11 protein-coding genes are annotated in these 12729 nt (G+C 48.4%); 9 read left to right on the top strand and 2 right to left on the bottom strand.

Annotated features, from left to right (window positions below):
* The first annotated feature begins 252 nt into the window (after nucleotides 1-252).
* From AAHB90_RS18030 to AAHB90_RS18020, 3 genes are read left to right on the top strand one after another with little or no spacing between them, the layout of a single operon-like run.
* The gene (locus tag AAHB90_RS18030) at nucleotides 253-1005 is read left to right on the top strand and encodes a TerC family protein (RefSeq protein ID WP_342086590.1); all 753 of its coding nucleotides are present in this window, start codon (nucleotides 253-255) and stop codon (nucleotides 1003-1005) included.
* A gap of 13 nt (nucleotides 1006-1018) precedes the next feature.
* A complete protein-coding gene (gene dnaG / locus AAHB90_RS18025; RefSeq protein WP_342086589.1) occupies nucleotides 1019-3043 on the top strand; it encodes a DNA primase in 2025 nt (674 codons plus the stop codon).
* Between the two features lie 22 nt (nucleotides 3044-3065).
* On the top strand, nucleotides 3066-3611 hold the full coding sequence (locus AAHB90_RS18020) for a DUF4136 domain-containing protein (protein WP_342086588.1): 546 nt from the start codon (nucleotides 3066-3068) through the stop codon (nucleotides 3609-3611).
* Nucleotides 3612-3679: 68 nt separating this feature from the next.
* Here AAHB90_RS18020 and AAHB90_RS18015 read toward each other — a convergent pair whose 3' ends face one another.
* On the bottom strand, nucleotides 3680-3982 hold the full coding sequence (locus AAHB90_RS18015; protein ID WP_342086587.1) for a YtxH domain-containing protein: 303 nt from the start codon (nucleotides 3980-3982) through the stop codon (nucleotides 3680-3682).
* Nucleotides 3983-4173: 191 nt separating this feature from the next.
* On the opposite strand from AAHB90_RS18015, the gene AAHB90_RS18010 reads away from it, so the two are divergent.
* The gene (locus AAHB90_RS18010; RefSeq protein WP_342086586.1) at nucleotides 4174-5190 is read left to right on the top strand and encodes a WD40/YVTN/BNR-like repeat-containing protein; all 1017 of its coding nucleotides are present in this window, start codon (nucleotides 4174-4176) and stop codon (nucleotides 5188-5190) included.
* Between the two features lie 2 nt (nucleotides 5191-5192).
* On the opposite strand, the gene AAHB90_RS18005 is transcribed toward AAHB90_RS18010, so the two are convergent.
* Nucleotides 5193-6200 (bottom strand): YpdA family putative bacillithiol disulfide reductase, encoded by a 1008-nt coding sequence (locus AAHB90_RS18005; RefSeq protein WP_342086585.1) that lies wholly within the window; start codon nucleotides 6198-6200, stop codon nucleotides 5193-5195.
* Nucleotides 6201-6325: 125 nt separating this feature from the next.
* Here AAHB90_RS18005 and AAHB90_RS18000 point away from each other — a divergent pair, with 125 nt between their 5' ends.
* From AAHB90_RS18000 to AAHB90_RS17980, 5 genes are all read left to right on the top strand, one after another.
* Nucleotides 6326-7330, top strand: a complete 1005-nt coding sequence (locus AAHB90_RS18000; protein ID WP_342086584.1) for an aminodeoxychorismate synthase component I — start codon at nucleotides 6326-6328, stop codon at nucleotides 7328-7330.
* Nucleotides 7317-7910, top strand: a complete 594-nt coding sequence (locus tag AAHB90_RS17995) for an aminotransferase class IV (RefSeq protein ID WP_342086583.1) — start codon at nucleotides 7317-7319, stop codon at nucleotides 7908-7910. The genes AAHB90_RS18000 and AAHB90_RS17995 overlap by 14 nt, the downstream gene beginning before the upstream one ends.
* 42 nt (nucleotides 7911-7952) lie before the next feature.
* Nucleotides 7953-10448 carry a replication restart helicase PriA gene (priA, locus tag AAHB90_RS17990; RefSeq protein ID WP_342086582.1) on the top strand — a complete coding sequence of 832 codons (2496 nt, stop codon included), beginning with the start codon at nucleotides 7953-7955 and terminating at the stop codon, nucleotides 10446-10448.
* 29 nt (nucleotides 10449-10477) lie between these two features.
* On the top strand, nucleotides 10478-11917 hold the full coding sequence (pyk, locus tag AAHB90_RS17985) for a pyruvate kinase (protein WP_342086581.1): 1440 nt from the start codon (nucleotides 10478-10480) through the stop codon (nucleotides 11915-11917).
* Nucleotides 11918-12076: 159 nt separating this feature from the next.
* Nucleotides 12077-12700 (top strand): Uma2 family endonuclease, encoded by a 624-nt coding sequence (locus AAHB90_RS17980; protein ID WP_342086580.1) that lies wholly within the window; start codon nucleotides 12077-12079, stop codon nucleotides 12698-12700.
* Nucleotides 12701-12729: the final 29 nt, after the last annotated feature.

The raw sequence follows: 12729 nt of genomic DNA, 5'->3' as shown, positions 1-12729 counted from the left end.
ATTTTTAATATCTATATATCGCTCAGATAAATTTCAGATTGAATTTCAATACCGCAAAATAACAAACTAAAGTGATCAGAAAAAAACTTTAGGATGCGAATTTCTAAATTCTAATCAGAAAATAATGGACAATTCCCTAAAAAATTTTTATTGAAATGCCCTATCATTCAAATTTACGGAAAATTGGCGTAATTATTGCTCAAACTACTCTGCCTGATTACTTTCGTGCAACCAACACTCACCAACTCATTCATGGAATCACTTTTTACCACCGACGCGCTCATCAGTTTGTTAACATTAACCCTGCTGGAAGTCGTCCTTGGCATTGACAACGTAATCTTCATCACAATTGTTTCCGGAAAACTGCCGGTTGATCAGAGAAAAAAAGCACAGAATAACGGCTTGCTCATTGCGCTGGTGCTACGGATTGCGCTTTTGTTTGCCATTTCATGGGTTATCGGTCTTAAAGAAGATCTTCTGACCCTGTTTGGTCATGGTTTCAGCGGCCGTGATCTCATTCTGCTTGGCGGAGGACTGTTCCTGCTTTACAGCACCACCAAAGAAATCCACCACAAGCTGGAAGGCGAGCCGGAAGAGCTGCCGTCCGGTGATATTTCGAACAAAAAATCGATGACATTCGGTAGCGCATTGGTCCAAATCGCATTGCTGAACATCATTTTCTCGTTCGATTCCGTGCTGACAGCCGTCGGGCTCGTGAAAGAAGTACCGATTATGATCATCGCGGTAATCGCATCGACGTTTATTATGATCGCTTTTGCCGGTAAAATCGGTGATTTTGTAAATAATCACCCATCTATCAAAATTTTAGCGCTGTCATTTTTGTTGATGATTGGCACGCTGCTCGTGGCAGAAGCATTCCACTACGAAATCCCGAAAGGCTACGCCTATTTCGCAATGGCCTTTTCTTTCCTCGTGGAGCTGCTGAATATGCAACTGGATAAGAAGACAAAGAATCCGGTGAAGCTGCGCGACCACGTGAACTGAATATTAGAAAATTATGCGCATTAACCCCGAAACCGTAGAGAGGATCAAGCACGCCGCCGACATTGTGGAGGTTGTAGGGGATTTTGTTTCCTTAAAGAAAAAGGGCGCCAACTATTCGGCTTGCTGCCCGTTTCACAACGAAAAAACGCCGTCCTTCAACGTCAATCCCGTAAGGCAGATCTATAAATGCTTCGGTTGCGGCGCTGCGGGCGATTCCATCAAGTTCGTCATGGATATTGACGGGATCGGCTATGGCGAGGCTTTACGGTACCTGGCCGGCAAATACAATATCGAAATTGAGGAGGAAGAACTTACAGACGAAGAGACGATCCGGCAGAATGCGCGGGAAAGTTTGTATATCATCCTCAATTATGCCAAAAACTTCTACCAGCACCAGCTTCACAACAGCGAGGAAGGCCAGGCGATCGGTCTGAGCTACTTTCGCGAACGCGGCTTCACAAATGAAATCCGGAAAAAGTTTGAGCTGGGTTACAGTCTCGACAACTGGGATTCGTTTTCCAAAGAAGCGCTTGAAAAGGGCTATTCCGCCGAAATCCTTGAAAAAGCGGGCTTGCTCATTCACAAGGAGGGCAGCAATACCGCGGGTTACGACCGTTTCCGGGGCCGGGTTATTTTCCCGATCCACAACATCGCGGGGAAAACGATCGCATTTGGCGCGCGCATTCTGAAATCTGATAAAAATCAGCCTAAATACCTCAACTCACCCGAAACCGAAGTTTACCATAAAAGCGAGGTGCTTTATGGTATTTACCAGGCTAAGAACGCGATCCGTAGTCTTGAACATTGCTACCTGGTAGAAGGATACACGGATGTTATTTCGCTGCATCAGGCCGGGATCGAGAATGTCGTCGCGTCCTCCGGAACCTCGCTCACCGTGGAGCAAATACGGCTGATCGGTCGGTTTACACCCAATATTACCATTCTTTACGATGGCGATATGGCGGGTATCAAGGCGGCTCTGCGCGGTTTGGACCTGGTTTTGGAAGAAGGCCTGAATGTCAATGTCGTCCTTTTTCCCGACAATGAAGACCCCGACAGCTACGTGCGGCGAGTAGGCGCGGAAGCATTTAAAGAACATTTAAAAAAGGCTTCGAAGGATTTTATCACCTTCAAGACCGAAATCCTGTTGCAGGATGCCGGGAATGACCCTTTCCGGCTAGCCGCAGTGATCCAGGAGGTTGTCAACAGCATCGTCAAGATCCCCGATGCGATCAAAAGGCAGGTATTTTTCCACCGCACATCGGAAATGTTGCGGGTGGACGAGCAAATGCTGATTACCGAGGGGAACAAACTGCTTCGGAAACAGCAAACCTCCAAACCCACCGAACGGCAACCCCGGCAAAACAATGCAATATCGGAAGGTCCGAGACCCGATAGTTTCGTACCTGAGGGACCCGGTGATCTGGACGGGTTGTTCAGCGATGGTTTCGGGCCGTTCGCCGGTGAGCCGGAGACGAGTCCGTTCGTCCAGGACGAAGTCGCGCCCGAACCATTCCAGCGTACCAAACTGCATTACCAGGAAGAAGCATTCGTGCGCCTGCTCGTAGTACACGGCGCACGCGAGCTCGAACCGACCATCACGGTATGCCAGTATGTGCTAGGGCAAATCGAAGGGATTGAGCTGAAAGATCCGGTGTTCGGTCATTTGCTAACCTTGTTCCGCGAAAACTTCAACCGGAATCACGTCCTGACCACCGACTATTTCCTGAACCACCACGAGGCCGAAATCAGGAACCTTACCATTGAATGGCTGACGCAGAAACACGAATTGAGCGAATTGTGGAAGGAAAAATACGAGATTTATGTGCCTTTTGAGACAGATGTACTGGACAGAACGGCATTTAACAATATTCTCAGGCTCAAAAAAGCGTTCATCGAGGAGAAAATGAAGGTCTGTCTGCAACAGGCTGTGCATGCGAAAACGGAAGAGGAGCAACATGCCGTGATGACCGAATTCATGTTCTACAAGGGCATCAGCATGGCCGCCGCCAAGGAATTGGGAAGCGTAATCGGATAATTTAACCTAAATATTCGCTGTTATGAGAAATGTACCGGCACTCGCCCTTTTGTGCTTCATTTTTGTGATTACCGCGTGCAGCCCTTCCTATAAACTACTGAAAGTCAAAAAAGAAGATACCTTCAAGCTTGCCGACTACTCTACCTACGGCTTCTACGACATTGAAGCGAGCGGCGATACCGTTTCCAAAAACTTTGAAAAGAATGTGAATATCATCCGGGAAGCCATCGCCAAAAATCTCCAGGCCCGCGGGTTGGACGAAGCACGTGATCCCGCCCTGAAAATCAATATCGCATTGAATGTGCAGGAACAATTGCAGACCCGGCAGACAGATTTCCGCACCGACGGGCTACCGCGTTATATGGGCCAGCGCCGGTATTCGTGGAAAAGTGAAGAAGTGGTGACAGGAAAATACCGCGAAGGCACAATCGTAATCGACCTGGTGGATGCCGCCAATAACAGGATGGTATGGCAGGGGGGCGCGAGCGGCATTATCCCCGAGAAAACGAAGGGCTTCACTGCCGATATTAATCAGGTAATCAATGAAGTAGTGGCAAAAATACCGTGATTAAAACAACAAAAAGGGTCGCTCCTTTGTCGGAAACAACCCTTTCAATGTCGTGAATATCGGAGTTACTAGGCATTATTGTTGACCACACCGCGAACTTTATCGCTCACATTGTCGGCCACACCATTTGCCTTATCTTTTGCTGTACTTACATTTTTCAGGAACCCGTCTTTGAGCTTGTCGGCGAGGTGAGAAAGCTCTTCAAGGCTTTTCTCATACTTATCCTTTGCGTTTCCACCAAGGTCGTTTGCCTTACTCTTGATCAATTTGCGGGTTTCTTTGCCGTTTTTTGGAGCAACCAAAAGGCCAATCGCGATGCCTGTCAACAATGCTCCGATTGAGCCAATCAAAAATTTTTGGTTCTTGTTCATATGAATTCCCTATTTTGTGTTGATAAAACATTAGAACTGAAAAATAACAAAATACTGTGCCACTTCGCAAGCCAGCGTCCCGATTTTACGTAAACGGCCTTTTTGCTGTCCTACTTCCGTTGATGACTTTTCTCACAGCAACAGAGAGTCGGGCGCAATGGAAAGTCATCGATATCAAAACGAATATCCATATGCGCGCAGTACATGCCGTAGCCCCAACAATCTGCTGGATCGGCGGCACACGGGGCACTGTTTTGAAAACGACCAACGGCGGTCACACCTGGACAACCTACAAAGTCGCCGGTGCCGACTCGCTCGACTTCCGCGACATTCACGCATTCGATAAACAAGTTGCGATCGCCATGAGCGCGGGCGAATCTGAAAAAGACAAAGCGAAAATTTACAAGACCGAAGACGGCGGCGAAAGCTGGAAGCTTGTGTACCAAACTACACAACCTGGGGTTTTTCTGGATGGAATCGACTTTTGGGATAAAAACAAGGGCATTTGCCTCGGCGACCCAACCGAAGGCAAACTATTCATTTTGACAACTGAAGACGGCGGCAACTCCTGGCAGGAACTTCCCATCGACAAGCGTCCGGCCGCTGAACCCGGCGAAGCATGTTTCGCTGCCAGCGGCACCTCCATTCTTGTCAACGGCAAAGGAAGTGCTTTCATAGGTACCGGCGGCGGCAAAATGGCCCGGGTATTCCGCTCCGAAGACTACGGCCGCTCCTGGCAGGTTTCCTCCACGCCATTGCCCGCCGGGCCTACCAGTGGCATTTTCGGATTAAGATTCTGGTCTAAAAAGAATGGAGTAGCAGTAGGTGGCGACTACAAAAAAACAACAGATTCCACTCAAAACGTTTTACTCACAGCCGACGGAGGCATTACCTGGACATTAGCAGGCATGACAAAACCAGCCGGGTTGAAAGAATCCGTGGCCATTTACCACAAAACAAATGCGACCTGGAATGGCGACACCCAAATCCGATCGGACAACTATGCGTTAGTAGCCTCAGGTCCGTCCGGCAACAGCGTTTCCCTTGATCGCGGCAAAAGCTGGATTTCACTCGGCACCGAAGGTTTCCATGCCCTCAGTTTCGCAGGAAATGTAGGTTATGGCGTTGGGGCAAACGGTTTAATTGGTAAAATCGAGAAGATTTCCTCCAAAAAGAAAAGGAAAAAGCTGGTTTTAGTGGATGGATAAGCTCATATCCGGTCAATCAGCTCCTTCACCTTCCTGACTTCACGGCCTGCCAAATGATCGGCGATAGCAGCCGCATGATCCCGGCCGTTCTCAATGAAGACCTTTTCTGTAAACACACCTGCCAAAACAGTCCCGCAGAGGTAGAGCCCCGGCACATTCGTCTCGAAAGTCTCCGCATCATACTCCGGCACCTTCGTGACGGGATCGAGCGTCACGCCGCAACGCGCCAGCAAATGCTCGTCGGGCAGGTAACCCACCAGCAGGAACACGAAATCAGCCGGCAGCCACTCCTGCTCGCCGGTTTCAATGTTTTCAATTAAAAGTCGCCCCGGCTCGATCGCCCGCGTAACAGAGTTGAACCGCGTGTGGATCTTCCCTTCCTTCACCCGGTTTTTGACATCCGGCACTAGCCAGTATTTTACTTTCGTCCGGAAATCGGCCTCCTTGTGAACGATCGTCACCTTCGCGTCGTGGCGGTACAATTCCAATGCAGCCTCCACGGAAGAATTAGAACCGCCTACCAGCACCACATTGGTATAGGAGTATTTAAATGGCTCATCATAATAATGCGAAACGTGTGGCAGGTTCTCCCCCGGCACATTCAGCATGCGCGGCACATCGAAATACCCCGTGGCCAGGATCACATTTTTGGACTGAAATACCTGACCATCATTCGAATACGTCAGAAAAGTCCCGTCTGCCTGTTTTTCACTCCGGTCGACATCCACGAATAGTCTGAAATTCAAGTGGAAATACCCCGCCACTTTCCGATAATACTGCAAAGCCTCATTACGGTTGGCTTTTACATCCGAAATCGCGAACGGTATTCCGCCTATTTCGATATTTTCGGCCGTGGAAAAAAACTTCATCCGTCGCGGGTAGCGGCGAATGGATTCTGTGAGGTTTCCCTTTTCGAGGATCAGGTAATCGAGACCGCTTTTGGCCAGCTCGATCCCCATTGCGAGGCCGCACGGGCCGCCTCCGATAATGATTGCGTCGTAAATATGCATTGTTTGGGCCGACGGCCCTTTGCTACCGGCCGTCCATAGTCTTTTAACCCCCTAATTTAGCTATTGGTTTCTGAACTTTGTAAATTAGCTAACTGTTCAGAAAGTCTGATAATACCACTTTTAGTTTGGAAAACGCGGCCGGGGATTTTACGGAGAAACTGAATGAATGGGGCAAGGCAAAAACCCCGTTCTTTTTTTTGGTGGACTATCAGTTCCAAAAGCCCCTGGCCTGGAAGCTCGACGACGTCGACCCGAAAGAAATCCTTTTCAATCTGAACGGTCTTACCAATGACGTTGCCGCACCTGGCGACGACCTTCCCGAGCATATTCGGTTTGACAAACGTCCGCTCGCTTTTAGAGATTACCAACCCAAATTCGACTGTGTAATACGCCATTTGAATGCGGGAAACTCATTTCTCGTCAATCTTTCCGTACCTACGCCAGTTGACACCAACCTGACGCTGGAACAAATATTCCGGCACAGTGAAGCGCCTTACCGGCTGCTTTTCCGAAACCGGTTCGTTTGCTTTTCTCCCGAAATTTTCGTCCGAATTCACAGCAACCACATTGCCTCGTTTCCGATGAAAGGTACTATCGACGCTTCGGTACCCAATGCGGAACAGGTAATTCTTGCCGATGATAAGGAAGCCGCCGAACACGCTACGATTGTCGATCTGATCCGAAACGACCTGAGTATGGTAGCCGAAAAAGTGTGGGTGGAACGCTATCGCTACATCGACCGCATCCAGACTTCCGATAAAACTTTGTTACAGGTAAGCTCTGAAATTGCGGGAATCCTTCCGGCCTCTTTCGATGGTCAATATGGGGATCTTTTGAAAAAACTATTACCCGCAGGATCTATTACCGGTGCACCAAAACCGCGCACATTGGAAATCATTGAGGAAGCCGAAGAATATAACCGTGGTTATTACACTGGAGTAATGGGTTATTTCGATGGACAGAATTTCGAAAGCGCCGTGATGATCCGTTTCATCGAGCAGCAGGAAGATGGAATGATTTTCAAAAGCGGCGGCGGCATTACCGCGCGGAGCAATGCATTCAGTGAATACCAGGAAATTGTCGATAAGGTTTACCTCCCATTTAGCTATACACCACATGCTGTGCTTTGAAACGATCTGTGTTGAAAACCGACAATGGAAGAACCTGCATTATCACGAAGTACGCCTGAACAAAACCCGCCGGGAACTTTGGGGTTGCTCCGACAACTGGGATTTAGCAAAGCTTCTGGATATACCCTCTCAAATCGATAACAGCACCCACAAATGTCGTTTGGCTTATGATAAAAACATCGATAACATCCGGTGGGAGCCCTATTCAATCCGCACGATCCACAAAATTCAGCGGGTCTATCACGATGAGATCGATTACCGATATAAATACGATGACCGCGAGGCTCTTAACACGCTTTTTGCGCAACGAGCAGATGCCGACGAAATACTGATTATCAAAAAGGGGCTTGTCACCGATTCCAATTTTTGCAACGTCGCATTCTTCGACGGTACTTATTGGCTGACGCCCGCAACACCGCTCCTACCCGGTACGCAACGCGCACTCCTGCTCGATCAGGGCATGATCAGGCCGGCCGAAATCCGGGAAAGTGATATTGTTACATTCCAAAAGATCAGGCTCTTCAATGCGATGGTCGACTGGGCACATGCTGCTACACTCGATGTTTCGTTGATTGCTTGACCACAAATTGCGAACTTGCCGCCGAATTAAAGAATTGAACCAATGACCTCCTTTTTTGAGGAAGAAACTACCTTTTTTGCCGATCTGATCCTTCCGGTACCGATTCCGAGCCTGTTTACGTACCGCGTACCGCGGGAAATGGCTTCGCTGATCAAGGTCGGGGCGAGGGTAATCGTACAGTTTGGTCAGAAAAGGGTTATCACCGCCGTCGTGGCGCAGCTGCACACTAATCCGCCCGTTAAGTACCAGGCCAAATACATTCTTGAACTACTTGATGAGCAGCCGATCGTTACCACACATCAGCTTGAACTTTTCAATTGGGTAGCGGAATATTACCTCTGCAACATTGGCGAGGTAATGAATGTGGCATTGCCTGCGGGATTGAAAATTACCAGTCAGTCGCGGATCCAGCTGAATCCGGAATTTGAATATGAAGACCTGCTGACAGATCAGGAGCATTTGGTTATTGAGGAGATTAAAAAGCACCAGACCCTTTCCTATGAAGAAGTAGAAAGGCTCCTGCAAAAATCGAATATAACTGCAATTATTAAATCGCTTGTCGGGAAGCGGGCTGTGATTCTGTATGAAGAGGTTAAAGAACGCTACAAGCCCAAAGTTGTCAAGAAGATCAGGCTAACGGCCGCTTATACCACAAATGAAGCACTTTCGAAACTGGCGGCCGACCTCGACAAGACACCGAAGCAGCAGGAAATCCTTTTGAAATACCTCAGTTTCATCCCGGTTTACAACAATCCGGATCTGAACCATAAAGGTCTGGACAAATCGATATTCAGCCAGGACAACACCATTTCGGACGCCTCTTTGAATACCCTCATTAAAAAAGGCGTTTTCGAGCAGTTCGAAATATTTGTCTCCCGTTTCGATGACATTCCCATGGGCAATATGGGCAATATCACGCTCACCGAAACGCAGGAGGAGGCTTCAAGGCAAATCCACGAACTTTTCAGGGAAAAAGAGGTCGTACTCCTGCATGGCATTACCGGAAGCGGCAAGACGGAAGTTTACATCGAACTCATCAAACAGGTCCTCGAAAGCGGCTCGCAGGTGTTGTTCCTGCTACCAGAAATTGCGCTGACGACCCAGATCGTTATCCGTCTGCGTAAAGTATTCGGCGAGGTAATGGGCATTTACCATTCCAAATTCTCGGACAACGAGCGCGTGGAAGTCTGGAAGGGCATTCTGGACGGCAAATTCCAGTTTGTCGTCGGCGTGCGGTCGGCTATATTCCTGCCGTTTGATAACCTGGGACTGATTATCGTGGACGAAGAGCATGAAACTTCCTACAAGCAGCACGATCCCGCCCCGCGTTACAATGCGCGTGATGTGGCCGTGATCATGTCGTACATGCATAAAGGCAAAACGCTGCTCGGTTCGGCAACCCCTTCGCTGGAAAGCTATTTTCACGCGCAAAGTGGTCGGTATGGACTGGTGGAGATGAAGCAGCGCTTCGGCAATGCCGCATTGCCCCGCTTTGAACTGATCGATACCAAAAAAGAAAAGCGGCAGAAGCAGATGAAGAATGAGTTTTCTTCCGTGCTGCTCAGCCATTTGGAATACAACCTTAAAAACAAAGAGCAAACCATTCTTTTCCAGAACCGCCGCGGTTACTCGCCTTATTTGCAATGCGAGGAATGCAACTGGATTTCGGAATGTGCCAACTGCGATGTGAGCCTTACCTACCACATGAAGGCGCGCGAGTTGCGCTGCCATTATTGCGGGCATAAGGAGGAGGTACCGCGTACCTGTCCGCATTGCGGGTCTCCGAAAGTGAAAACCATGGGATACGGCACTGAAAAAATTGAGGAGGAGATCAATGTCATGTACCCCGAAGCACGGGTTCAGCGGATGGACCTCGATACGACGCGCGCCAAGAATGCCTACCAGCAGATCATACAGGACTTTGAAGAAGGCGGGATTGATATATTAGTCGGAACGCAGATGGTAAGCAAAGGGCTTGATTTCGATAATGTAAGCGTGGTAGGCATTTTCGACGCCGACCGGATTATCCATTTCCCCGAATTCCGCGCTTCGGAACGGGCTTTCCAGATGCTTACGCAGGTGAGCGGGCGCGCGGGCAGGCGGGCGGACAAACCCGGGAAAGTCTTGATCCAAACGGCCAACCCGTCACAGCCTTTGCTCGAAAAAATCATCAACAATGATTACGAGGGGATGTACGCGGACGAAATCGCAGAGCGCGAAAAATTCAACTATCCGCCATTTACCCGGCTTATCAAGGTTACGGTGAAGCATGTCGACGAGGGAACTTCCAACCGTGCCGCGAAAGTGCTTGCCGAAAAACTGACGGCCCATTTAGGCTCCAGCAGGGTTCTCGGGCCGCAGCCGCCGCTGGTCGAAAGAGTAAGAAATCAGTTTTTGTTCGATATTCTCATCAAACTTGAGCGAGAAAAGATTAATTTTAAGGCGGCAAAGTCATTTATACAGGAAAAAGTAATTGACATTCTGACTGACAAGACGCTAAAAAGCATCCAGGTAATAATCGACGTGGATTGTTTATAAAAACATCATTTTTACTGCACATTAACTTTATGTCTTCCAAAAAAACCAGAATTGTTGCAACCGTAGGCCCGACCTCGGAATCGAAAGAAACATTATATGCATTGGCCAAAGCAGGAGTGAACGTATTCCGTCTCAACTTCTCCCACGGTTCCCACGCTGACCACCTTGAAAGACTCACCAACATCCGCGAGATAAACGAAGAGCACGGCTTAAACCTGGCTATTCTGCAGGATTTGCAGGGACCGAAGATCCGTATCGGTATGGTGGCAGAGAAAGACGGTGTATTGATCGAGGCAGGTAAGAAACTGATCCTGTCGAACACCGAAGTACTGGGTACTGCCGAGAAAGTGAGCACGCCTTACGACGGAATGTACAATGATGTAAAAATCGGTGACCGCGTGTTGATGGATGATGGTAAACTGGAAGTACTGGTAACCGGAATAGACGGAACGGATGTGATCACAGAGGTTATTTACGGAGGCTATCTGAAATCCAAAAAGGGTGTTAACCTGCCTAACACACGTGTTTCAATGCCTTCGGTAACACAGAAAGACTGGGAAGATTTGGACTTCGGTCTGGAAAACAATGTGGAATGGATCGCATTGTCGTTCGTCCGTACAGCTGATGAAATCACAAAAGTGAAGGAATATATCGCCAGCAAAGGCAAATTCGCCCGCGTCGTTGCGAAAATCGAGAAGCCTGAGGCGATCGTCAATATCGATGAGATCATCGAAGCTACGGACGGTATCATGGTAGCCCGCGGTGACCTCGGGGTTGAACTTCCTGCGGAAGAGGTTCCGATGATCCAGAAAATGATCGTTGAGAAATGTAACCGTGCCGGCAAACCGGTAATCGTGGCAACACAGATGCTGGAAAGTATGATCGAAAGCCCGCGTGCAACCCGCGCCGAGTTGAACGACGTAGCGAACTCGGTACTCGACGGTGCCGATGCCGTAATGCTTTCAGCTGAAACCGCTTCAGGAAAATACCCGCTCCTGGCTGTGGAAAGCATGACCAGAACGATCGAAAAGGTGGAAGCTAACAGCAAAACCATCTATTTCAAACACCATGCTGCCGTTAATGATACGCCCGGTACCTACAAGCTAAACGACAACGTAGTAATGAGTGCATGCCGTCTGGCACGTGACACCCAGGCTGCGGCGATTATTGGCATTACGCGCTCGGGCTATACATCATTCCGCCTGTCGCACCACCGTCCGAAAGCCAATCTGCTGATTTTCACATCCAACCGGATACTGATGAACCAGCTTGCATTGTACTGGGGTACCAAAGTATTCTATTACGACCGCGACCAAGGGGTTTCTACCGACGATCTCATCGAGGACATCAAAACTTTCCTTGTTGAAAAAGGCGAGTTGCAAAAAGGCGACGTGTTCATTAATACATTGAGCATGCCGGTTTCAAGACAGCGCAAGACGAATACAGTGAAGCTGAGCGTGGTCGAGTAATCGTCACATAGATTTATTATCGCAAGGGCGGCGGAATTTGATTCCGTCGCCCTTTGCTTTTACCGACGGTTGCTCATCGAGCCTATTACCTTGTACATTACGTTGAATATCAGTCAATAATTTTTGTATATTCGATTATGAGCTAACCGATCCATAACCATGATAGCTTCACCGAAACCGGGCTTTGACATTCCCGAAAATGCATTAGAAGAGCGCATTCCCACATCCTTTATCCGCGAGATCATCGATGGGAAACCTTACTACTATAAAGGCTACCGCGAGGCACTTGCGGGCAATATGAACATAGAAGACATCATGGGGTGCAGTGCTTTACAAACATATATTATCAGTTATATCCTAGGCATCTTTTACGATCAGATCAACCGGGCTAAATACATTATAGCTACAAATGAACCCGGACTCCATATTAACAGGCGAAACAACCTCGCTTCTGAGATTATGATCTTCGATAAAGATGTGCTTACAATAGATAAGATTGATCTGAAATATATACAGGTTCCTCCCACGCTATCGATCGAAGTGGATACCGATGTTGAACTGGAAGAAGCCACGGAAAGTGAATATGTGACTTTGAAAACCATGAAGCTCCTGGAATTCGGCGCGGATAAAGTAATTTGGTTCTTCAGGGAGACAAGAAAAGTAATGATCGCCACACCCGGAAACTGGACAACGTTTGACTGGGACCATGAGGTAATGTTAATGCCCGGCGCTATCTGCAATGTAGGTCAGTACCTTCAAAGCAAAGGATCAAGATTTGCTTAACGCCAATACTAAGATCCTGATAACCAATT

Source organism: Dyadobacter sp. OTU695 (assembly GCF_038440355.1).
GTDB lineage: Bacteria > Bacteroidota > Bacteroidia > Cytophagales > Spirosomataceae > Dyadobacter.
The sequence above is the reverse complement of the archived record's forward strand: the minus strand, read 5'-3'. Positions and strand labels throughout refer to the sequence as shown.

Bases quoted from the DNA above. Each gene is read 5' to 3' on its own strand.
- AAHB90_RS18030 (WP_342086590.1), top strand. From the start codon at position 253: ATGGAATCACTTTTTACCACCGACGCGCTCATCAGTTTGTTAACATTA.
- AAHB90_RS17995 (WP_342086583.1), top strand. From the start codon at position 7,317: ATGCTGTGCTTTGAAACGATCTGTGTTGAAAACCGACAATGGAAGAAC.
- AAHB90_RS18005 (WP_342086585.1), bottom strand. From the start codon at position 6,200: ATGCATATTTACGACGCAATCATTATCGGAGGCGGCCCGTGCGGCCTC.
- AAHB90_RS18020 (WP_342086588.1), top strand. From the start codon at position 3,066: ATGAGAAATGTACCGGCACTCGCCCTTTTGTGCTTCATTTTTGTGATT.
- pyk (WP_342086581.1), top strand. From the start codon at position 10,478: ATGTCTTCCAAAAAAACCAGAATTGTTGCAACCGTAGGCCCGACCTCG.
- AAHB90_RS17980 (WP_342086580.1), top strand. From the start codon at position 12,077: ATGATAGCTTCACCGAAACCGGGCTTTGACATTCCCGAAAATGCATTA.
- priA (WP_342086582.1), top strand. From the start codon at position 7,953: ATGACCTCCTTTTTTGAGGAAGAAACTACCTTTTTTGCCGATCTGATC.
- AAHB90_RS18015 (WP_342086587.1), bottom strand. From the start codon at position 3,982: ATGAACAAGAACCAAAAATTTTTGATTGGCTCAATCGGAGCATTGTTG.
- dnaG (WP_342086589.1), top strand. From the start codon at position 1,019: ATGCGCATTAACCCCGAAACCGTAGAGAGGATCAAGCACGCCGCCGAC.
- AAHB90_RS18010 (WP_342086586.1), top strand. From the start codon at position 4,174: ATGCGCGCAGTACATGCCGTAGCCCCAACAATCTGCTGGATCGGCGGC.